This is a genomic window from Mucilaginibacter metallidurans, assembly GCF_003286435.2.
Lineage (GTDB): Bacteria > Bacteroidota > Bacteroidia > Sphingobacteriales > Sphingobacteriaceae > Mucilaginibacter > Mucilaginibacter gossypii.
In genome coordinates this window covers 2,097,232-2,119,942 of record NZ_CP043449.1, presented here as the reverse complement: position 1 = coordinate 2,119,942, position 22,711 = coordinate 2,097,232, and the positions used below count along the sequence as shown (strand labels likewise).

23 protein-coding genes and 1 tRNA gene are annotated in these 22,711 nt (G+C 41.5%); 13 read left to right on the top strand and 11 right to left on the bottom strand.

Going from position 1 to position 22,711, the window contains the following annotated elements; all coding sequences use genetic code 11:
• Positions 1–121: 121 nt before the first annotated feature.
• From DIU38_RS09155 to DIU38_RS09120, 8 genes are all read right to left on the bottom strand, one after another.
• Positions 122–2,374: a S8 family peptidase gene (locus DIU38_RS09155; RefSeq protein WP_112652510.1), complete on the bottom strand. Its 2,253-nt coding sequence runs from the start codon at positions 2,372–2,374 to the stop codon at positions 122–124.
• An 11-nt stretch (positions 2,375–2,385) separates the two neighbouring features.
• Positions 2,386–3,492 (bottom strand): AAA family ATPase, encoded by a 1,107-nt coding sequence (locus DIU38_RS09150; protein WP_112652555.1) that lies wholly within the window; start codon positions 3,490–3,492, stop codon positions 2,386–2,388.
• 282 nt (positions 3,493–3,774) lie between these two features.
• Positions 3,775–4,044: a hypothetical protein gene (locus tag DIU38_RS09145; RefSeq protein WP_112652511.1), complete on the bottom strand. Its 270-nt coding sequence runs from the start codon at positions 4,042–4,044 to the stop codon at positions 3,775–3,777.
• Between the two features lie 65 nt (positions 4,045–4,109).
• Entirely contained in the window at positions 4,110–4,370 is a 261-nt protein-coding gene (locus DIU38_RS09140) for a hypothetical protein (RefSeq protein WP_146750382.1), read from the bottom strand.
• Between the two features lie 209 nt (positions 4,371–4,579).
• Positions 4,580–5,116, bottom strand: a complete 537-nt coding sequence (locus DIU38_RS09135; protein WP_146750383.1) for a helix-turn-helix transcriptional regulator — start codon at positions 5,114–5,116, stop codon at positions 4,580–4,582.
• Positions 5,061–5,651, bottom strand: a complete 591-nt coding sequence (locus DIU38_RS09130) for a hypothetical protein (protein ID WP_208057544.1) — start codon at positions 5,649–5,651, stop codon at positions 5,061–5,063. The genes DIU38_RS09135 and DIU38_RS09130 overlap by 56 nt, the downstream gene beginning before the upstream one ends.
• Before the next feature lie 108 nt (positions 5,652–5,759).
• Complete coding sequence (locus DIU38_RS09125; protein WP_112652513.1) at positions 5,760–7,082, bottom strand: phage integrase SAM-like domain-containing protein; 1,323 nt, start codon at positions 7,080–7,082, stop codon at positions 5,760–5,762.
• A 187-nt stretch (positions 7,083–7,269) separates the two neighbouring features.
• Positions 7,270–7,343 (bottom strand) — tRNA-Ile (locus tag DIU38_RS09120).
• A gap of 65 nt (positions 7,344–7,408) precedes the next feature.
• On the opposite strand from DIU38_RS09120, the gene DIU38_RS09115 reads away from it, so the two are divergent.
• Positions 7,409–8,041, top strand: coding sequence for an HAD family hydrolase (locus DIU38_RS09115; protein ID WP_208057546.1), 633 nt, complete (start codon positions 7,409–7,411; stop codon positions 8,039–8,041).
• 25 nt (positions 8,042–8,066) lie between these two features.
• On the opposite strand, the gene DIU38_RS09110 is transcribed toward DIU38_RS09115, so the two are convergent.
• On the bottom strand, positions 8,067–9,275 hold the full coding sequence (locus DIU38_RS09110) for a proline dehydrogenase family protein (protein WP_112652514.1): 1,209 nt from the start codon (positions 9,273–9,275) through the stop codon (positions 8,067–8,069).
• Between the two features lie 58 nt (positions 9,276–9,333).
• Here DIU38_RS09110 and DIU38_RS09105 point away from each other — a divergent pair, with 58 nt between their 5' ends.
• The 11 genes from DIU38_RS09105 to DIU38_RS09060 all read left to right on the top strand — a co-directional run bounded on the left by DIU38_RS09105 (position 9,334) and on the right by DIU38_RS09060 (position 19,516).
• Complete coding sequence (locus tag DIU38_RS09105) at positions 9,334–9,540, top strand: RNA-binding S4 domain-containing protein (protein ID WP_112652515.1); 207 nt, start codon at positions 9,334–9,336, stop codon at positions 9,538–9,540.
• A 2-nt stretch (positions 9,541–9,542) separates the two neighbouring features.
• Positions 9,543–10,601: a 3-dehydroquinate synthase gene (gene aroB / locus DIU38_RS09100; RefSeq protein WP_112652516.1), complete on the top strand. Its 1,059-nt coding sequence runs from the start codon at positions 9,543–9,545 to the stop codon at positions 10,599–10,601.
• 1 nt (position 10,602) lies between these two features.
• The gene (locus tag DIU38_RS09095; protein ID WP_112652517.1) at positions 10,603–11,529 is read left to right on the top strand and encodes a sterol desaturase family protein; all 927 of its coding nucleotides are present in this window, start codon (positions 10,603–10,605) and stop codon (positions 11,527–11,529) included.
• 42 nt (positions 11,530–11,571) lie between these two features.
• The gene (locus tag DIU38_RS09090; RefSeq protein ID WP_112652518.1) at positions 11,572–12,444 is read left to right on the top strand and encodes a hypothetical protein; all 873 of its coding nucleotides are present in this window, start codon (positions 11,572–11,574) and stop codon (positions 12,442–12,444) included.
• A 248-nt stretch (positions 12,445–12,692) separates the two neighbouring features.
• Positions 12,693–13,601, top strand: a complete 909-nt coding sequence (locus tag DIU38_RS09085) for a prephenate dehydratase (protein WP_090525832.1) — start codon at positions 12,693–12,695, stop codon at positions 13,599–13,601.
• A 91-nt stretch (positions 13,602–13,692) separates the two neighbouring features.
• On the top strand, positions 13,693–14,823 hold the full coding sequence (locus tag DIU38_RS09080) for a chorismate mutase (protein ID WP_090525833.1): 1,131 nt from the start codon (positions 13,693–13,695) through the stop codon (positions 14,821–14,823).
• An 8-nt stretch (positions 14,824–14,831) separates the two neighbouring features.
• A complete protein-coding gene (gene aroA, locus DIU38_RS09075; protein ID WP_112652519.1) occupies positions 14,832–16,154 on the top strand; it encodes a 3-phosphoshikimate 1-carboxyvinyltransferase in 1,323 nt (440 codons plus the stop codon).
• Between the two features lie 249 nt (positions 16,155–16,403).
• The gene (aroC, locus tag DIU38_RS09070; protein ID WP_112652520.1) at positions 16,404–17,498 is read left to right on the top strand and encodes a chorismate synthase; all 1,095 of its coding nucleotides are present in this window, start codon (positions 16,404–16,406) and stop codon (positions 17,496–17,498) included.
• A gap of 150 nt (positions 17,499–17,648) precedes the next feature.
• Entirely contained in the window at positions 17,649–18,239 is a 591-nt protein-coding gene (locus DIU38_RS33910; protein WP_244311275.1) for an MFS transporter, read from the top strand.
• The gene (locus DIU38_RS33905) at positions 18,170–18,880 is read left to right on the top strand and encodes an MFS transporter (protein ID WP_244311274.1); all 711 of its coding nucleotides are present in this window, start codon (positions 18,170–18,172) and stop codon (positions 18,878–18,880) included. Before DIU38_RS33910 ends, DIU38_RS33905 begins: the two co-directional genes overlap by 70 nt.
• Positions 18,881–18,889: 9 nt before the next feature.
• The gene (locus DIU38_RS09060; protein WP_112652522.1) at positions 18,890–19,516 is read left to right on the top strand and encodes an HAD family hydrolase; all 627 of its coding nucleotides are present in this window, start codon (positions 18,890–18,892) and stop codon (positions 19,514–19,516) included.
• On the opposite strand, the gene DIU38_RS09055 is transcribed toward DIU38_RS09060, so the two are convergent.
• The gene (locus tag DIU38_RS09055) at positions 19,503–20,018 is read right to left on the bottom strand and encodes a DinB family protein (protein ID WP_112652523.1); all 516 of its coding nucleotides are present in this window, start codon (positions 20,016–20,018) and stop codon (positions 19,503–19,505) included. The genes DIU38_RS09060 and DIU38_RS09055 overlap by 14 nt on opposite strands.
• On the bottom strand, positions 20,018–21,028 hold the full coding sequence (locus DIU38_RS09050) for a glycosyl hydrolase (RefSeq protein ID WP_112652524.1): 1,011 nt from the start codon (positions 21,026–21,028) through the stop codon (positions 20,018–20,020). Before DIU38_RS09050 ends, DIU38_RS09055 begins: the two co-directional genes overlap by 1 nt.
• A gap of 225 nt (positions 21,029–21,253) precedes the next feature.
• Here DIU38_RS09050 and DIU38_RS09045 point away from each other — a divergent pair, with 225 nt between their 5' ends.
• Positions 21,254–22,696: a L,D-transpeptidase scaffold domain-containing protein gene (locus tag DIU38_RS09045; protein ID WP_243770880.1), complete on the top strand. Its 1,443-nt coding sequence runs from the start codon at positions 21,254–21,256 to the stop codon at positions 22,694–22,696.
• Positions 22,697–22,711 lie beyond the last annotated feature (15 nt).

Genomic DNA, 22,711 nt, shown 5'->3' with positions numbered 1-22,711 from the left:
TAATTCGATTGCTTCATCGAAGATAATTATATAGTTGCGGATTTAAATTGGAAAAGGCGATTCCTATATTACCAGCATTAAATCACCGACGAGCGGTAATCGATAACAACTGCTTCCCAAGCTAAGGCCTCCTAACTTTTAATGGTATATCAATCACTGGCTGCAATTGTTCCAATTGTGTCGCATATCTTCGAACAACCTGGTCATACAAATCTGTGACTTTAGGCGCTTCGACAGTAATTACCAAAGCATATTGTAATTGCTGGTTCTTCGTATCATTATGACCTTCCGCTCTCGCATTATAATGAATATCAAATACTGGCTCATTAAGGCTACTGCCCCGGAATTTATTAACTGCATGTACGCAATTCTCCCATTTCCAGGCATCTCTGCGTAATTCGTCTTCAGTCTGCGCTGCTTTTGAAGCGTTGCCAAAAAAAGTTTTACTTATAGCATGCATCGGTTCATTTTCCCCCTTGTTAACTTTACGCCGAGTATCCTTGTTTGGTCGAAATGTTACTTCTAAACCACTACGTGTATAATTACCAGGATGATGTGGATCTACATCAGTGGCATAGCAAAGGGTAGCTTTTATATTAACCATACCAGATAATACACCAGGTGGCAATGGTATAGGTACTCGCACATATTTTGATGCATTTATGCTTCCTTGAAACACAACACGCATCACATGATCTTCACAAACAACGATATCGTCCAACTGGCGAGCAATACGTCCCCACCCAACCTCAAACATAGGCAGATCAGCTCGTTCAGCGGAATGGATCAACAAGGTCTTGATTGCCAGTGCATTCAATGAGTTGCCAAAATGAGCCCTAACTCCTGCACCCAAACGCAAAGTGGCTGGAGAGGAGAAACTTGTTCCGCCGGTAGGTGTTAGTTTTGAGCCGTCAATATGATCTAATGTTAGGAATGGCCTTTGTATCGAGCCTCCAAAATCAACCAAGTCAGGCTTGATTAATCCGGGACTTCTACCTGGGCCAACTGAACTATATGGCGCACGCTGCCAATTGGCATCGGGCACATCACAGGCACCTACAGCAATGGCATTTACACAATCTGAAGGTACTTGAACTCTATTGGCACGTATCAACGGATCTCCTTCGCCATCGTTGCCAACCGCAATCGTTGCCAATGTTTCTCCATCTGCAAGATAAGCATCCAGCACTGCCGTCCAGGCATGCACTTCGTCATCGTCTATTGGTACGCATGGACCTAAACTCAGGTTTATAAATTCATAACGATTGGTTGTCAGAATATTTTCTATACGATTAAGTACCTCATATAACTCATATGGGTTTTGGCCTGGAGTATCATCCAACACACGGTAATGATCTACATACGAGTAAGGCTGTGATAGTGCGCTTTTAGGGTCAATGTGACCAAAAAGAAAAGCGGAAGTTACGCCAACACCGTGCGCCAGTAATTCATCCGATGCGGGAAGCATGCCAGGATATTCATAAGGCGTCGCCCATTCGCAAAGCTCATGATCTGGGGGTATACCACCATCAAATATAGCGACCTTGATATTAGCATCTACCGGCCCTACTTCGGGTAAGTTGATGGACACACGTTTCTCGGTACCGGCAGATCGGATAGTAGGCCGGAGCAAACGCAACTCAGGCATCTTTCTCATTACGCGGATCAAGCTATATTCCGCTACCTGTTCAGCCAAAACAGCAGATGTCTCGATCTCCAAAAAACATAATCCACCCGCATAAAACCTCCGTTCAAAACCAGGATTGATATTTAGTGTATTTAAGTATTTCCTGAAGTTAGCCAATTGAAAGCTTTCTGATATGGCTTCGTTCATGTGTAACACGACCTCAAAAACAATTTTATTGCCATCATCTTCAAAATCTTTGATTTTTCCTGAAGGTTCGGGAAAAGATATTTCCTCAATCTCTACGATTTGTGCAGCACCATCTTGGTATTCGCTCCATCCTGAGAACTCGGTAGCCCATTTGCGGAAAGCCTGCCGTTTACCATACACGAAAAGCTCGGTCGTTAATGCATTTTCCGGCTCTCTACCCTTGCTACGTTTAGCAGGTATTACTTGCCTTGGTTTACTACCCACGGCTTCAAGACCGACAGCCCGAAGCAATTCTGCTGGATGATAAGATTTGGCTATGTACTCCGGATTCAAAGTAATGGTTGCCACAGCGTAATCGTTTGGGCAAGCATCATCTGGCAGATCTGCAATCTTTTCGGCAACTTGCAACAACATGGGCTGGAGACGACTCTTCGCCTCTGAAAAAGTATATGGTGCAGCTTTGGGACCACCACCGCTTATCACCTTTACATCTTCCGTTAAACGCTCACCCTTGCCCAAAAGAAAATTGATCTTTGCCATAATATTTACTATTAAATTTTAATCTTTTTTACATTTTTCCTGATCGTCTCCCTGGCAACCCCAGTAAGTTGCTGCGCCCTACGTTGTGATACAACACCACTATCATATAAAGCACGGGCAAGATCGATCTTTTGTTCTTTTGTCATATCGCTCCCCAATGTGACAAGTTGCTCCAGTTTTGTATCCAGGGAAGCATCCTCAATAGCAGCTGCTTTTCTTAATTGATTGATCTGCCTTTCTATTTCACTAAAAGAAGCTCCAGCGAATACATAGGATAAAATTTTACTCCATTCTCCAGTTTGCTCCAAGTGCCCGCATAAAAGACTATCTACCTGCTGTTCAATTTGCGCTGTTGTCGGGTTGGTAAAGTTGAGAACCATTTCAAATCTCCTCCAGACAGCAGGATCCAAAAGATCAGGGTGATTCGTTGCTGCAATTAAAAGTCCGGAAGCTGGCCAGTCGTCAATCTCCTGCAATAAAACGGTTACCAAACGTTTCAATTCACCGATCTCGGTACTATCATCCCTGCGCTTAGCTATCGCATCCAATTCATCAAGCAACAATACACAGTCGGTGTTCTTTGCATAATCTAAAACAAAGCGGATGTTATTACCAGTTCTGCCCAAAAAGCTACTCATAACCGCAGCAAGGTCTAATATCAGAAGTGGTTTGTTCAATTTAGCGGCAATCCATTTTGCGGCCATGGTTTTGCCTACTCCAGGAGGCCCATTAAATAATACAGACTTTGTTGGAGCGAGGCCATGTTTCAAAAGAGCCGTTGTGTTTTTTCGCTCTGAAACCACTTGGCTTAAGCCAGCTTGGATTCTTTCGGCTAATATTGGCTCATGATCTGGCGCACTACTCTCTAACCGAAGTAACTGTAAACGAGAATCGAGGTCAACCGGTAGCGGCGTTTCTGCATGTTTTCTCAGTGGAGTTGTTCTTGTCGGGGATTCTTTTAACAAAGCAATCAATGCATCTGTCAAGTCAGGATTGACCGATTTAAATTTTTTAGAAGCCCGATGAATTAACAGTTGAACGTCTTGCTGCCTACCCGTCAGAGCTGTTCTGGCTAATTGAATAAAATCATTTGAAAGGTCTTTGAATGATGCGTCCATAGTTAAGTTGAGTATTGGAAGAATTTCGACAGTAATTAACATCGCCTCTTCCAATTACTAACAAAAATAGCTAATTAGAATTTAAAAATGCAATTCTAAATGGAAGATTTTTTAACAAAAAATTTAAATTTCTTCCATTTAGAATATAATCATCTATCAATCAAACATATAACCAACGATCAATCGGAAGATAAATTTCCACTCATGCTACTGACATAACTGGTTATTAAAGAGGCTATATTTTCAATACACTGAGTTTACAAGCCGCTAAATAAACAGACTTTAAACATATACTAATAATGCTTCAGCTTTATCAATGATTTCCAGTAATAATCGGTCAAGACGCCAGGCTGCCGAATGATCACCATCTTTGATAAATTGAATATACCCTGCATTCAACCATCGTTCAACACGCGTGCGACCGTAAATTGAAAAGGCCTGCGACTTATTAATATAGGGTTTAAGGTGTCCTGTTTTAATGAGTGCCGAGATAGCCCCTAATTTTGTCGACTCATTTGCTATATGCTGTAATATTATAATTGAAGTTTCCATGTAGCGGAAGCGGGTAATGAACCCGAAAATTCTCTTCTGCCGCTATTTTAAAATTTTGCCAAGCCTCATTGTCTCTCCAATGTAGGCAAATAAGATCTCCGATTACTGGAAGCGGCGATTGCCTCAATGGAAGTACGATCAATTTTCCTATTGGTAATTTTTAACAATCCTTCTTTAACCCAGCGGTCAACATTGCTGCGTCCATATCGTTTGTAAGCTTCTGTTTTGGTTAATTGTCCGGAGAATATCCTCTGGTTTTGGATAATTGATGATTCACTATTTACTAATGCACTATGCAACAACAAAACAAGATTTTCCAGCGTCATGCTGCCAAAAGTGAGATTTTTAGGGTCTATGTATTCAGGAGATTTTCGGTACTACCTAAAAATAAATTTCACCAGAATGCGAAATATCAGGAGAGATTAGGAATTGAGATCCAGTAACATTGGCTAATCAATGAAATTCCAAACCAATAGTACATTTCAAATTTAAAACAATAAAGGGAGCTTAAAACTCCCTTTGCTATACTTATTACTTACGCAATCTGCAATAATTTCTCGTAATCGTATTTCCGATATTTATCACCTGCCTGCTCCTCATGCTGTAAGATCAATATTTCATTTTTGGATTGAATCTGAAGCCAGATATTGGCAGGTGTATGAAAAAAATGCCCAAACTTTAACGCAAGCTCTGAATTAAACCGCCTTTCACTTGAATAATATTTGTTCAAATTGGAAACATCCATGTCAATAAAACGGGCAAATGCCGTTTTGTTAATACTCAGCACGGTTAAAAACTCTTTAACAAAGTCTTCAACCTTACAAAGGTTATCAACTGTAATTTCATTATCCTGGATATACAGCTCCATTCGATATAGAACTGCGAGCATAGCATTGCGCCTTAATCTCGCAGGCGAACGGTTAGCATTATGGGCTTTTGCCAAAGCTGCAATCTTCGCAGCTTTGGCTTTAGTCCGATCATGGCCATCTATCGGCCCGATGGTTACCTCGACAATATTATTGTTCGGCTGTATTGTCGTTTGTGTCAGGTTTTTCTTTTTCCTTTCCATCATCAGTAGTATCTTTTTCAGTAGTATCTAATATCAAGTATTTTGTCACTAAGGATTCGCCATCCTCATCCATAATGACCATAGTAGTATCGTCCCAACGTTTGGCATTGTATTTACCTGAATACACAGCCATCAGTTTAATAGCATCTTCTTTTTTCTCTTCCAGTACGTCGAATTGCAGCATACTGTTATAATCGCCCTTTCCCTGGATAACACTTTGTTGGAAGGCGTATGCGATTAAACAGCCGGCTACCTGCTCATATTTCTTAGGATTGCTTCGATTATGGGGTGCAACCTCCAGGTATGCCATGTAGGGCATTACCTTATCGACCAACTGAAAAATCAACGCCCCCTCAATAATATCGGGTGTTTCCTCAGTTACGAGTAAATACCCGGTGGCGTTTTTCAATTTCTTAATCAGCTTTTCAAAATTAAACCTCCATCCATCTTGCATGGATGGCAACTCTTTTGCTTTTCCCTCTTTAATAAGGGCTTTAACTTCTTCGGCTGTTTCGACTTTTATCAGCTTGACTTTCATGTAATTTAATACTATTCATAATGCGTCCGATCTTTAATTTACATAAAGATACAAAATTAAAATTACTGGTACAAATCGTACCAGTAATTTATCACTTAACTTAGACTTTCAGGCACTGATCACCCGCATCGACCGGCGTGATTCCGTAGGGTCAATATGAAAAGCTGGCGGGTCATAAACAGGCTGTTTTATCAATTGTATAACCTGGCATTGAACATCATCGACAATTGACCAATCCTTATCGATATAAATATCGGTTGTCTTATGGCCGTTATCGATATGGTTAAGTGCGACTGCAACGTCATCAACACTCATCCGACATTTATTTCTTGCAAGTGTTCCGAAAGAATGCCTTGCCCAATAAAGTGTTAACTCAGCGTGTCCGACAATTTCTCTTAACCCTTTCATTCCTTTATGTAATGCCCAATCCAGGTAATCGTAAGCACCATAGCGCAAATTGAGTTTGCCAAGATATTTTTCAAGGAGAGGTTTTGCATCTTCAGGGATGCTAATACTAATAAAGGCCTGATCTTGTCTTCGGCTTTCGGTTTTAGATCTATTATATTCAAAACGTCCCTTTACTATACTTGCAGTCGTAGCGTGATAGAAGTCGACCGCATTAGTCCCACATAAATAGAAAGACAACATAAACAGATCCCTTGCTAATTCAATCCTGGTACCTTCCGGAACCTTACAATCACGTATTTCCCGAATTAATTCAATGTCTATGTTTCTTTTACGGGATGGCGGCGGTGCTCCAACTTTATATTGTTTAAAAGGATAATGTTTGATCTTTATCAGGCCGATATTTTCATTGTTGTGTTTATTCCTGGCTTCGTTAAACAAAGTCCTGAGATCCCTCATGTGGGCTTGGAGGCCGCCCTTTGATAAGGCCTTTTCCATTGTCGTGACTTCCTTACCCAATTGATTAATTCGAGTTTGTACCCTGGATTTTTTTAAAAAGCGCTCATAGTCATAAAGCATATTGGCATGAATCTCATTAACAGAGATTTGGTCACGCCCGAAATAATCAATGAGACTATTTTTGATCTTGCGAAAAGTCCGGGAATAGGGTTCCCGATTTTGCTCCTCACTTTTTAAAAACTCGATATGAGAATTTGCAAATTCAACAATATCGATCTCTCGGTCACTGTCCCTCACATAATCCCGAAGTTGTTCGCAGGAAAGAAACTCAATCTGATGCTTCAGGCTGCTGATGAACAGGCGATAATCATCAAGTTGCTCATCGATCCATTTAAGAATTACTTTATCCTTGATTTCGTAATCCTTATTGATCTGTCTCCGGGAAACAAAATGGGGAGAGTCGATAAATTTTCTTTCCCCTTTGTGGTAGACGACATACTTTACATTGAAAGTGCCGTCGGCCTTTTCGTGGTGCTCATAAATCTTTGCACTTACGGTCGTAGCCATAATTTCATCCAATTATGACGCAAAACCCTGTTACGTATTTGTTACATGGAAGCGTCAAGTTCAACAAAAAACTATGTAAATCCCGTAACAACTATGTAACAGTGACGGTGCCGCAGGTGATCCTAACCCGCTTGTGCAAAATGAAAAAACCCGCTCTACGTATGTAAAAAGCGGGTTTTAAACGATGTGCGCCCACCTGGGCTCGAACCAGGGACCAAAAGATTATGAGTCTTCTACTCTAACCGACTGAGCTATAGGCGCGGTTATTTTGTTTTTGTTTGCGGGTGCAATTTTACATATTTGCGGCCATATCTCAAACTCTTTTTATGGAAAATATTAAAAATATCATCTTCGATTACGGTAACGTTATTTTCAGTATCGACTTTCTCCGGGTTCAACAATCATGGAATCAATTAGGTATAAGTAACCCCGAAGCGTTTTTTGGCCACAAAACTCAAGATGAAATTTTTGATAAATTTGATCGTGGCGAGGTTACCGCAGCACAATTCAGGGATTACGTAAGGGAAAAAACAAACAACCTATCCCTTACGGATGATCAGATTGATGCCGCATGGAACAGTATCCTGGTCGGAATTGCCGAAGGAAATCACGAATTACTGTTAAAGCTGAAAGACAAATACCGTACTTTTTTGCTTAGTAATATTAACGCTATCCATTACGATTATATCATGAACTATCTTAAAACCGATTTCGGTTTTGACGGAAACGATCACCTGTTCGAAAAAACATATTACTCGCACCTTACAGGCAAACGCAAGCCAGAGCCTGCCATTTTTGAACAGGTACTTAAGGAAAATAATTTAATATCCGAAGAAACCTTATTTATTGACGATAGTCCGCAGCATTTGGAGGTCGCAAAAAAGTTGGGTATCCAAACCTTTCTAATGACAGCTCCAGATACCATACAGTCCTTTGCAAAAAGAGAGCAATTAATTTAATAAATGCCCTCTTTGTATGGTAGTTTTATAAGTTAGCGCTTCGGCGCTTTCTTTCTTTTGTTATTAAACTTAACTCGCGGCTCATTTGCCCGGCTATAGCCGTATTTTCCTGTGCACGGCGAAATAAATATGGCAGTACAGCCTTCACCGGTCCATAAGGCACATATTTGGCCACATTATAATCGGCATGGGCGAGGTTAAAGCTTAAGTTATCGCTCATGCCCAGCAATTGCGAAAAATAAACATGTGGATGCTTATGATCAATGCCTTTATTGTCCAGTAATTCGGCCAGCAAACGGCAGCTTTCTTCATTATGTGTACCTGCAATAAAAGCTATTTCATTGATATGACTGGTACAATAATCAAGCGCCGAATCATAATCAAGATCAGCAGATTTTTTATCGGGCTGAATTGGCGATGGGTAACCCTTTTCTTCAGCACGTTTACGTTCTTTTTCCATGTAAGCACCGCGTACTATTTTTGCTCCCAATATAAAGCCTTCGCTTTGAGCAATGGCATGATCATTTAACATCGAGGCCAGTTTATCATGCCTGTACATTTGATAGGTATTATAAACTATCGGCCTTTGCTTGTTAAACTGAGTCATCATGGTAAGCGCCAAAAGATCAATGGTATCTTGGATCCAGCTTTCTTCGGCATCTATCATTACAGGTACGTTGTTTTTGAACGCTTTGTCACAAATGGCCAATACCCGGGCTTGTACACGTCTCCACTCCTCTTCCTCAGTATCGTTTAGTTTAAGGCGCGCATCCAATTTTTCAAGTAGGCCAAAGCGGCCTACACCAGTTACTTTAAATACGGTAAGGGGGATGGCTTTATCTTTGGCGGCGCGGTCAATGGTACGGATAATTTCATCGCGGGTATTATCAAATACGGTTTCTTCCTCTTCACCTTCTACCGAGTAGTCCAAAATGGTACCCACCCTGCCGCTGTAAAGATTTTTAATGGTATTATCACATTCGGCAATGGTTTCACCGCCGCAAAAATGTTTAAATATGGTAGCTTTGATAATATTCTTTATCGGCAAACCAATCTTCATGGCAAAATTGGTAACTGGCGGGCCTATCTTTACCAAAAAGTTAACATTGATCATCCTGAACAGCCAGTAGGCCCGGTTAAGATCGGTATTTGATGAATGGCGAAAAGCTATTTCTGTATTTTCGAACGAGGGCGTGTTTCGTCCTTGATTATTGTTAGTTTCAAAAGAGGTCATCTGCAAAATTATAAAATGATAACTCATAATTGCATGAATAGTTTATTTTTGCCATCCCATGATCGAATTTAAGTTAGAAGGGGACTTTATCCCCATGATCCAGCTACTCAAGGCTGCGAACTTAGTGCAAACCGGCGGCGAGGCGCAAATAGTTGTAACTGAAGGCCTCGTGAAGTACAATGGTGTAGTTGACTACAGAAAACGCCTCAAAGTAAAAAGAGGTGACACGGTTGAGTTCGATAGAAATAAAATTATAGTCATATAATAATGAACACTATTTTAAGCGATAATTACTCGGTTTATTTTGATAATAGCCTTGATAAATTAGTTGATTTTGTTAAAAAAGGCAACTATTCAAAATTCTTTATTTTAACCGACGAAAATACAGGCGAACACTGCCTGCCCTTACTTACCAGCAAACTTAAAGATTTTAATAATTACGACCTGATCGAGGTTTCGTCGGGCGAGGAAAGCAAAAACATTGATTTTTGTGTGGGCGTTTGGAAAATGCTGATTGACTTTGGTGCCGATCGTAAAAGCCTTATGATTAACTTAGGTGGAGGTGTTATTACAGACATGGGAGGCTTTGCCGCTTCTACCTATAAAAGAGGGATAGATTTTGTACAGGTGCCAACTACCCTCCTTTCACAGGTTGATGCCTCTGTGGGCGGCAAAACAGGTATCGATGTTGACGGCATAAAAAATATTATCGGGACATTTACTATGCCTAAAGCTGTGTTTATAGCGCACGAGTTTTTACAAAGCCTTCCGCCTCGCCAGATCCTTTCGGGTTTGGCCGAAATGCTTAAACATGGTTTAATTGTTGATTGCAATTATTGGAATCAACTTAAAAACAGCGATCTGAAAAATCCTTCGGTTGAACTTGTTCACCGCTCCGTAGAAATCAAGAATAAAATCACTATTGAGGACCCGCACGAGAAAGGCATCCGCAAGGCACTTAATTTCGGGCATACCATCGGACACGCGGTTGAAACCTATTCGTTATTGCATGATGAAAACAGCCTTTCGCACGGAGAAGCTGTAGCTATCGGCATGATTTGCGAATCGTACCTTGCACATAAAAAGACGGGCCTATCTTCAGATGAACTTCATGAAATTGTTAAGGTATTAACCGATCTTTACCCTAAATATACTATTAAGGAAGAAAGCTTCGATGAGTTGTTCCTGAATATGAAAAAGGATAAAAAGAACGTGGGCGACGAAATTAATTGCACCTTACTGACACACATAGGTCAGTTTAGTATTGACAACGTATGTACAGCCAACGAACTTTGTGAAAGTTTGAGATACTACATTAACTTGTAACATGCTGCAGCATATAGATCCGCGAAATCAGGCGGCCCTTGTTTTAATGGGCTTATTGGTTGTTTTAACCCTGGTTGAAATGGCTTTAAGTTACTGGGAAGATCGTAAGTATTATGAAACGCGCGACACACTGACCAATATTTATCTTACCTCGCTGGCTGTTGTTACCAACCTTTGTGTTAAGGTATTTACATTCTTTATATTGGATTATACCTACCAGCATTACGGGCTTTTTGAAATCCGGAATATTTTTTGGTACTGGTTTGTGCTGGTTGTTGTACAGGACTTTTTATATTGGGTGCTGCATTACACCGGCCATTATTGCCGTATGTTTTGGGCTATGCATGTTACCCATCACTCATCCGAACATTTCAATTTTACAACAGGCTTCCGCTCTACCGTTTTTGAACCTCTTTACAGGGTGTTCTTTTATTTGCCTTTGGCCGTAATGGGTTTTACCGCTTTAGATATTCTATACGCTTATTTGATAACGCAGCTTTACGGCAACCTGGTACATACGCAGTACAAGATCCCGCTGCCAAAGTGGTATGGATGGATTTTTGTTACACCTGCTCATCACAGGGTGCATCATGCCTCAAACATTCCCTATCTCGACAAAAACATGGGCATGATGCTTATTATCTGGGACAGGTTGTTTGGTACTTTCCGGGATGAGGATTTACCGGAGCCTGTTAAATACGGCTTAACCAAACAACCCGAAGATATGGGCCCCGTAAATGTTTTATTCCATGAGTGGAAGGCATTGCTGCACGATGTAAAGAATGCGCCTGACCTTAAATCAAAAATCGGGTACTTTATTTACCCACCGGGATGGAGCCATGACGGTAGTAGCCAAACTGCGCGTGTGCTGCAACGGGAATATAAGAAAATGGAAGAGGCTCATAAAAAACACGAAACTGCCGCATAACAACATTATATTTGGCGTGACACTTTTGTGTCGCGCTAAACCATGTTGCAATTAATATCCAAACTACAGCATAATACTTACGAAAAAGGCGAATATTCTGAACAACAGCCCCGTAGCCTTGATGATACCATTCAACTCATTAAGGATTTCCCATGGGACACTGAACGCGCATTAACTGATATCCAGTTAACCGGGCCATCGGTAGTTATACAGGATAATAACCTGAACTACCTCAAGCTTGGCCTTTACTTTAATAGTAAATTCTGCGTTTATTATCTTGATAACGGTAATCATTTATATGAATATCATGCCTCCACCATTGATAAGGCTTGCAATCTGGTAAAAGACTTTTTTGAACAGACACTCAATCTAAGTTCATTTGAAAAACACTTCTTTAATATCGGGAATCAACCACATTTCATAACCACTGACTTTATCTATAGAGTTAACCCGGTGAGAATATTTGTTCTTGCAGCTTTTTTCTCAATATACCTATTATTTGCCATTTCAGTATTTTGTGCAAGCATACTTCATATTGGCGGTGGTTCGTATCCCATAGCGCTTCTTTTATTAATTCTTGGACTGGGGATATTTATTGGCAGTGTAGCTTCTGTAGCGGTAAAAGGCCGTAATCAGTATTTGCGAATATCACGTGGCAATCACATATTCTGTTACGGGGTTGACGAAAAACACATTAAAGAGTACAATAAAGCCGACGTAGCAGAACTTGCTCATAGAACAGCGATGAGCGACCGGAATATGGGTAACGTACAAATCAGGTTCAAAAACGGAGAATTTATACAACCTAAAATGTTAATCCATGATATGGATCTCATTCAGAAGTTTCCGGAAAATTTGGGAATAAAGATAATCTATCCCCCAAATTCTCTTTTCAAACGCTCCCAAAGCGCCTAATACAGAATTTAATTTGGTTGATCTATTATTTTTTACAAAAAATAAAATTTTCTATTGACAAACTCTTTTTTTACCGTACATTTACGTCGTAATAAAAAAACAACAAATGAAATTAACAGGTGCATACTTCTTTGGCTACTACTTTTACTTTACCAGTGAGAGCCGGGACTAATATGTACAAAACAAACATATAAAGAAACTAAAAAGTCCCGGCCTACCAGCCGGGACTTTTTGCTTTAAGCAGGTTTATGAAAATAGAACAACCAAAAGTCGCAATTCAGGGTATCCGGGCCTCTTTTCACGAAGAAGCTGCATTGAAATACTTCGGCGAAAACACCGAGACCATTGAATGCAACTCTTTCAAACAAACGTTTGAAAGTTTAAAAAACCGTGAGGCCGATTATGTGGTAATGGCTATCGAAAACAGCATTGCCGGCAGCATCCTGCCAAACTATACCTTATTGCTTGATTATGGCTTTCCCGTAGTTGGTGAAATTTACCTGCCCATCCAGCTGCACCTGATGGCTTTGCCCGGAGTAAAATTCGAGGATATTAAATATGTAACCTCCCACCCCATTGCCTTACGCCAGTGTGTTGATTTTTTTGACGAATATCCGCACCTCAAAATTGTGGAGAGCAGTGATACTGCAGCCTGTGCTAAACGCATCAGGGATGAGCAACTAACAGATACGGTTGCTATTGCAAATTCCTTAGCCGCGAAACTTTACGGCCTGGATGTTTTGGAGCGTCGAATCGAATCGAACAAAAGAAACTTTACCCGTTTTCTGATCCTTACCCATCATGATAATATCGAGAAGAAACCGGCTAACAAAGCTTCTTTATGCTTCCAGGTGAGTAACAAAGTTGGTGCATTAGCTAAAGTGCTTAATATTTTTGCCGAAGAAGGCGTAAATATGAGCAAAATTCAGTCGATGCCAATTTTGGGCAAGCGCAACGAGTACAATTTTTATGTAGACATAGAATGGGAGGAGCAAAAACAATATGACGCTTCCATAAGGCAAATCCTTAAGTACACCCATAACTTCAATATCCTTGGCGAGTACGAAAGGCACGATGATGAGCATGCGGTGAGCCCAAAACCTCGCCGGGCCGAACGGAGTATCCGCAAGTATATCAATATCAGGCGTAATGTATAATAAAGACAATTGGCAAACAGAACCCAAAAAACTAATATAATTTAAATTATCAACTAACATTCCCGGCTACCACCGGACAAACAAAAAAACGATGAAACTAAATTTAAACATACAGCCGCTTAATACCTGGATTAAAACAGGTAAGGAACCTCTGGTTATTTCAGGCCCTTGTAGCGCTGAAACAGAAGAACAATTAGTAGCTACAGCTCATTTATTAGCCCAAACCGGTAAAATCTCAGCTTTGCGTGCAGGTATTTGGAAACCACGTACCCGTCCGGGTGAGTTTGAAGGTATTGGCAGCATTGGTTTAGAGTGGTTAAAACGCGCCAAAGAAGAAACAGGCTTGCCAACAGCTGTTGAGGTTGCTACTGCAAAACACGTTGAAGAAGCTTTAAAAGCGGGTGTTGATATCCTTTGGGTAGGCGCACGTTCAACCGCTAACCCTTTTACAGTTCAGGAAATTGCTGATGCTTTAAAAGGTGTTGATGTGCCTGTAATGGTTAAAAACCCGGTAAATCCTGACCTTTCATTATGGGTGGGCGCTTTAGAGCGTATCAACAACGCAGGTATCACCAAATTGGCTGCCATTCATCGTGGTTTCTCATCTTATGAAAAATCAGCTTTCCGTAACGAACCGATGTGGGATGTTGCTATCGCCTTAAAAACCCTGGCCCCTGAACTGCCTCTTATTAATGACCCGAGCCATATTTCAGGTAATCGCGATCTGATCGGTTATGTTTCACAAAAAGCATTAGACCTGGATATGCAGGGCTTAATGATCGAATCACATATTGACCCAAGCGTAGCCTGGACAGATGCTAAACAACAGGTTACCCCTGCTGCTCTTGCCGATATCATTGACCACTTAACTTTGCGTAAAGCGGAAGTTAGAAATTCTGAAGTAAACGATAAACTGGCCGAGCTGCGTAACCAAATCGATAAGATTGATGACCTGGTGATCCAGAAAATTGCTGAGCGTATGCAGATTGCCGAAAAAATCGGTCAGTACAAAAAAGATAATAACATTACCATTTTACAGGTTGGCCGTTGGGATGAGATCCTTCAAAAACGTACAACTTACGGTAAAGCATTAAAATTAAGCGCCGAGTTTACTGAAAAATTGCTTGAATTAGTTCACAACGAATCTATCCGCAGGCAAACAGAAGTAATGAACGCTGACGCCGCTCAGGGCCAGGCAGCAGAAAAACTTACACACGCCTAATATTTTAAATGATGCATAACATCATTCTGAAAAGAAACAACAAGTTCATTAACGGCACGGTTAACCTCACCGGTTCAAAAAGTGAGTGTAACCGTGCCCTGATCATCGAAGCGCTAAGCAAAGGCAAAGTACACGTTGAAAATGTATCTGATGCTGCCGATGCTGTTTTATTGGCAGGTATCTTAAGGAAGAGTCAAGAATCAAGAGCCAAGAGTCAAGAGGTTTTGGTAGGAGATGCTTCTCCTAATAATTCCGAAATCGAAAATTGCAAATCCGAAATCATTGATATCGGCCCTGCAGGCACGGCTATGCGTTTTTTGACTGCTTATTATGCTATTCAGGAAGATGAAGTGATCTTAACCGGCAGTAAACGCATGAAGGAAAGACCAATAGGCATATTGGTTGATGCATTGCGCGTGCTGGGCGCCAATATTGATTATGAAGAGAATGATGGGTACCCTCCTATCAAACTAAAAGGCGGCTTTAAACAACAAACCGGTCAAATCAGTATCAAAGGCAATATCAGCAGTCAATATATTACCGCTTTGTTACTTATTGCCCCGGCTTTACCTTTAGGCCTGGAGTTGCATATTGAAGGAGAGTTAACTTCACGTCCTTATGTTGAAATGACCCTGGCTATGCTTGAAACTTCTGGTATCAAGCACACTTGGGAAGGTAATGTTATTGCAATTTCAAATCAGGAATTCACGACAACATCATTGTACGTTGAACCGGACTGGAGCGCTGCCTCATATTGGTACGCTATTGCAGCACTTGCTGATGAGGCCGAGCTATTTTTAACTGGCTTAACACCATATAGCTTACAGGGCGACAGCGTGATCACCGAGATCATGGCTAACTTTGGTATCACTTCGCAATTCAGGGACGGCGGTGTTCATTTGAAAAAAGAGAACAAACCTATCTCCCGCCGTGAGTTTGACCTGAAAGAATGCCCCGACCTGGCACAAACAGTAATTGTTGTTTGCTCAGCGCTTAATCATGAAGCGTCTTTTACCGGCCTTGAAACTTTAAAGATCAAAGAAACCGACCGCATCCTGGCCCTGCAAACAGAGCTTGGCAAAATGGGTGTTAAGCTGATTGAAAAAGATGAAGTTTACACGCTTGATTGCAGCGGGAAATTTATCCCTGATAGTATCTTCATCAATACTTATCATGACCACCGAATGGCAATGGCCTTCGCGCCGCTGGCCCTCGTTCTTCCGCAAATGGAATTTGAGAACGGGCCGGTAGTTGATAAATCATATCCCGCTTTCTGGAATGACCTGGAAAAGCAAGGGTTTGAAGTGGAAGAATTTGAGGGGAAGGCCTAAAGGCGAAGGCTGAAAGACTTTTTCCGTCACGTCATTGCGAGGTACGAAGCAATCCCCGATTAGCAGGTTCGCCCTGTAAAGTTCGCGATTGCTTCGTACCTCGCAATGACGATTATAAAAAGAATCCAGACTTACGAAGTTTTAAAAACTTCGTAAGTCTGGATTCTATAACGACATTTATAAACCCAATTAAAGATATTCAGATACGATTTTCTCATATCTTATATCTAACATCTCATATCTAAAACTATGGCAGGCAATTCATTCGGACAATTATTCAGGATAACCACTTTTGGCGAATCACATGGCGAAGCTATCGGCGTAATTATTGACGGATGCCCGGCCGGCTTACAGGTTGATCTTGACTATATCCAGGGCGAATTGGATAAACGCAAACCTGGCCAGTCAAAGATCACTACCCAACGTAAAGAAAGCGACACGGTAATGATCCTTTCGGGTGTATTTGAAGATAAAACTACGGGTACCCCTATTGCTATGTTGATTCCCAATGAAGATCAGCGTTCAAAAGATTACAGCCATAACGTGGATGTATATCGTCCGTCGCATGCCGATTATACCTATCAAACTAAATATGGCATCCGCGACCATCGCGGCGGCGGCCGCTCATCTGCCCGCGAAACCGCAGCCCGCGTTGCTGCCGGCGCTTTAGCTAAACTGCTGCTTAAAACACAGGGTATAGAAATTGTTGCCCATGTTAGCAGCGTAGGTAAAATCAATGCACCAAATGTATTTATTAACGATCCGCTTGAGTTTATTGAGGAGCGCGAAAAAAATATAGTACGCTGCGCCGATCCGGCAACTGCCGAAGAAATGATCGAGTTTATTGACGGCGTACGCAAAGATGGCGATACCGTTGGTGGCAAAATCAGCTGCTATGTAAAAAACTGCCCGGTTGGCCTTGGCGACCCTGTGTTTGATAAACTGCATGCCGATTTAGGCAAAGCGATGCTAAGCATCAACGCCGTCCATGGTTTTGAGTTTGGTTCAGGCTTTGAAGGCAGCGAAATGCGCGGGTCTGAGCATAACGACATCTTTGTAAAATCACATCTGGGTGATATACAAACAATTACCAATTTTTCGGGCGGAATCCAGGGAGGCATCAGCAATGGTATGCCTATCGAATTTAAGATAGCCTTTAAACCCGTAGCCACCATCATGAAAAACCAGGCAACCATCGACAGCCAGGGCAATGCTGCTGAAATATCGGGCAAAGGCCGTCACGATCCTTGTGTGGTTCCGCGCGCCGTACCTATCGTTGAAGCCATGGCTGCCCTCGTATTGGCTGATCATTGGCTTAGGAACAGAAACGCTAAGTTAAGCTGAAAGCATTTTTTTTAGCTCAAAGCAAAAGGCCGAAAACTTAAAGCGTTCTACTGAAAAGCTTTGAGCTTTCGGCTTATTATTTATCATATTTTCTTTGCTTTGGGCTTTCTGCTTTAAGCTTTTCGCTCAATAACCTACCTTTATAAAGTCATGCTTACCTCAATTATCCAATTATACAAACAAGCCTATAGCGGACTTTCAAAAAACAGCTGGTACCTGAGCATCGTAATGCTTATTAACCGCAGCGGTACCATGGTTGTACCTTTCATGACCATTTATACCATCAGGCAACTGCATTTTACCATTGAACAGTCGGGTTATATCATGGCAATTTTTGGCGTGGGTGCTGTATCCGGCGGCTTTATTGGCGGTAAGCTGATCAATAAAATAGGCTTTTATGATTTACAGGTGGGTGCATTACTTACCGGTGGCTTGCTTTTCCTGGTACTGGGTTACCAAACAAGTTTCATCAGCATGGCTATCTTCACGTTAGTTTTAAGCATCTGCAATGAATCGTTCCGGCCCGCAAACTCAACTGCTATAGCGCACTACAGTACTGAAGAAAACAAAACGCGCTCCTACTCGCTTAACCGGTTAGCTACAAACTTAGGCTGGGCCTTTGGCGGCGGTTTAGGGGGATTATTGGCGTCTATAAATTATCATTTACTTTTTTGGGTAGATGGTTGTACCAATATAGCAGCAGGCATACTGTTGCTTACTTTGATGCCCGTTCAAAAGTAGCCAAAACCATTAAAGAAGCAGTGGCCGGTTTTGATGAAGTGGTTTCATCGGCTTATAAAGATGGTGTTTACCTGCTGTTTATCCTATTGGCAACCCTGTTCGCAACTTGCTTTTTCCAGTTCTTTATTATGCAGCCTGTATTTTATAAAATACAATGGCATTTTAATGAGCGTTTTATCGGTTTCCTGCTGGCTTTAAACGGGATACTTATCGTTTTGATTGAAATGATATTGATTAACTGGCTTGAAGGCAAACGCCATGCCCTAACCTATATTATCTCGGGCATCCTGGTTACCGGAGCCGGTTTTGTTTTGCTTAATCTGATGCCGCATGTGCCTTTGGTAGCCATATTAATTGTATGCATGATAACATTGGGTGAAATGCTTTCCATGCCATTTATGAACACGTTTTGGATAAGCCGTTCAAATGTGCGCAACCGGGGTGAGTATGCTGCGCTATATAGCATGTCATGGGCCGGCGCACAAATCATTGCTCCATTTTTGGGCAGCCAGGTTATCGCCTACGGAGGGTTTGAGCTTTTGTGGTGGCTACTTGGCGGTGTCTGCCTGATTGTGGCCTGCGGTTATTTGATCATGAAACGTTCAATACATACCACTAAACGAGTGCCTGTTTTACCTTAATTTGCTATCATGAAAAAAGCCATCATATTAGATCTTGATAATACCATATACCCTGTAAGTTCCATTGCCGATCATTTGTTTAATGAACTGTTCAACTTTCTTGATCAGCATATTGCCGGCGAGGGTATCGAGTATATCAATAAAGCAAAGGAGGATTTAAAGAGGATTCCCTATCAAAAGGTGGCAGACAAATATCAATTCAGCGAACTCGTTAAAAACAAAGGGCTCGAACTATTAAATAACATCGAGTACAACCGGCCGATGCAGCCTTTTGATGATTATAAACAGATCCGCGAAGCAGAGGTCACCAAATTTTTGGTTACCACAGGTTTTACCAAACTGCAATGGAGCAAAGTTAAAATGCTGAACATTGAAGCAGATTTTGAAGCCATCCACATTGTTGACCCTGAACTTTCGCCCCTAACCAAGAAAGATATTTTCGCGTCAATATTAGAGAAATACGGTTATAAAACGCGAGACGTACTCATTATTGGTGACGATCCCGAATCTGAAATAAAAGCTGCAAGCGACTTGGGTATCGATACTTTTCTATACGATCCCGAAAATAAACATCCAAACGCCCAGGTAACCTATCGCTCACAAAATCTTAAAGACGCGGCCGCTATTGTTGCTTAAGCACCTTTACCGTAACCAAAAGCTGCCCAAGATGGCGCATGGTATGCTCAGCCGAATGCGTGTACAAGCCGATAACTGTGGATGGTAATTGCCCCCGGCCTACTCCTCGCCATTCGGTTAATATCGCCTCGTCGGTAGCTTTGAGTTGATCGATAGCATCGTCAACCTGGGTATTAAACGCTTTTATCAAATCAACAACGGTAATTTCATGTTCACCAGGTTCACCTTCGGCTGCAAGATAATTTAGTTGTGCCGCGCTAAGCCCCTCCCCTTTTGCATAGGTAAAAAGTCGGTTAAGTACCCCGGTGAGGTGTTGCAAATGAAAACCCGGCGAAGCCATGCCGGCAAGCTTTTTCCATAGCAGTTTGCCCGGAAAATCGATCATCAATTCATTAAGTTCTTCCCTTGCCTGTAAAAGCGCGTGTGCAACAGGTTGAAGCAGGGACGGCACATCATCCAGCGGCCCGCGAAGCCAAACTTCAGGTATTTTTTGAGTAGACATTAGTTTTTATTTAACATAGTTTTCACTTGTTCGTGATTTAACGTTTGAGGCAGACCATAAATGGTTCTTACACGCTCATGTGTATTATCAGTCCAAAGCCAGCTCGTCCACACCATAAACCAGGCCCATTCGGGTTGGGCTGCCAGAATTTCGGGTTTTGGAAGTTCGCCGGTTTCTGTCAGCGCAATGATCTTGCCATTAGCAACCTTTAGCAAATCGTTATAATCTCGTTGCTCATAATCGAAATGATAGATATCAGCACCTAAGATATCTACATAGTCAGCTCCTGGATAAAAGTCTTTATAGTCATACGCTTCATCTAATGGCAGGTCGCGCAAACCATTAGGCCCCCATACCCAAATCAGGTTGTTTAAATGGTGATAATTGGTATACCTGTCGTACATCATTTTCCAAAGTTTAATGATGCCGTCATTACCTTTTTTGTTTCCCCACCAAAACCATACACCATTCATTTCATGGTATGGCCGCCACAAAACAGGTACATGGGCATCTCTTAGCTGTTTCAGGTAACCGGCTACCACATCAATCTGGGCAAGCCATTTCTTATTTAAATCTGTATTAGGGGTTATCAGTTCTTTCCATTTAGCATCAGTCAACTTTCCCTGGATACTTTGTTTCCAATCGTAGGGAGGATTATCAATCGGCCGGCCCTGGTGCCACATGAGTGTTACGAGGTAACCATCCTGCCATTTTTGTTTTGCTTCATTAACCAAATGCTGCCCCAGGTCCTTATCGCCCCAAAGCATGAAATCTGAACCCCACACAGCTGGATAATGTCCTGTAATGGCTTTAGCACTGTCTGAAAAAACGTCACGGTCACTGTTGTAATTTTGTTGGCCCGATAAAATATGTTTGCCTTTTATACTATAAAGGAAGCTAAGCAATTTATTTACCTCAGGCGATGCTTCTTTATTTACTGGTTTAAAACTTTGTGCTAGTGCCATGAAAGGCAATGATATGATTAAAGTAAGCGGGAGTAGTTTTTTCATTTTAATTAAACAGGCTATTCGGCTTAAAGGCGATAACGGGCTTTGTTCAAAAATAAATAAAAAGCACGGCCGTTTATGGTATGGCTATTGCTATTCATAAGCAATATTTAACTATCTTTCGTCTATATGATACCTATTCCCTTTAGGAAACACTTTATCCCGATTATACTTTCCGCGTGTTTGGTTTTACCTGCTGTATTACAAAGCTGCAAGAAAAAGCATGAAATGATTGCTGAAGATATGTTCAGGATCACACAAAATGAAATTTTCAAAAAGGCCGATGCTGAAGGATACATTCCTGTTTTTAAAAGAATATTCACAAAATACCGGTCTAAGACTGCCAATCCGCTGGTTATCGAATCGTTTTTCAAAAAGAACGAATACCAGCCACTTTTAGTTATAAACCATTTAAACAATGGCGATCTCGAAGCTTTACCAGAGTATCTTGATAAGATCAATGAACACGGTCTTGATCCAACGATATATCCATCGGCAGAGATCAAAGCACTTGTAGCCAAACTTAAAGACAAAAAGGCGATAAAAACAATTGATGAAGCCTATGAAACTGTTGCCAAACTTGAGGTGTTAACAGCGGGCGCATTAATAAAATATTCCAATGCCCTGCAATACGGTGTGATCAATCCTAAAAAGATCTACTCGAGATATTTTATGGCCACCCGCCGGCCCGATAGCACAACGATGCTTGCCACTTTAAACCGGGCAGACTTTAAGACATTCCTTGACAGTATCCAACCCAAAAGTCCTCAATATTTAGCGTTGCAAAAAGCATACAGGGACAGTGTAACTATCGAAGGCCTTTCCCGCGAGGAGAGCAAACGCTACTTATTGGTTAGCCTGGAGCGGCTGCGTTGGAGAAATAAACCTTTCGAACCCAAATACGTGATAGTAAATATCCCCGATTTCAGGCTCGACGTTATCGAAGATGGCAAATCGGTTTTAAATATGAAAGTTTGTGTAGGCCAGGGACGAAACATGAAAAACCAAAACACGCTTGAACATTTTGATGATACAGCGAGGGCCGATAAACCTTTTCCGCGAGAAACGCCGATACTGAACAGCCTGATCCATAGCGTTGAGGTAAATCCTATTTGGAATATTCCCCGCAGTATTGCAACAAAAGAGATCATTGTTGAGGCTGCCGACGACCGTTACTATCTCTCAAATAAAAACATAGATGTTTTTAAGGACGGTAAAAAGATTGAGGATCCGGAAACTATCGACTGGTCGCAGGTTACGCCCGACAATCTGGAATACGAGTTTAAACAACGCCCCGGAGAAGACAACTCGCTGGGTAAAATAAAGTTTCTGTTTAAAAACCGCAGCAGCGTTTACCTGCACGATACACCTAATAAAGAAGCATTCAGGCATGCTATGCGTGCAGTAAGTCACGGCTGTGTACGATTAGGTGATCCGCTTGGCCTGGCACAAAACCTATTTGGAGAAGGTGCAGACCTCGATACCATTTCGAAAGATATGGTTGAAGATAAACCGAACCCTACCAATATCGGCTTGCCAAAGAAAACGCCTATTTACATCACCTATGTAACCTGCTGGGCAGATGATAATGGCACCATTCAATACCGCCCGGATGTTTATGGTTTAGATATAGTGCTTTACGCACATCTGCAAAGTTTTTTGGCCAAATAAAAAAAGCCCGGCAAA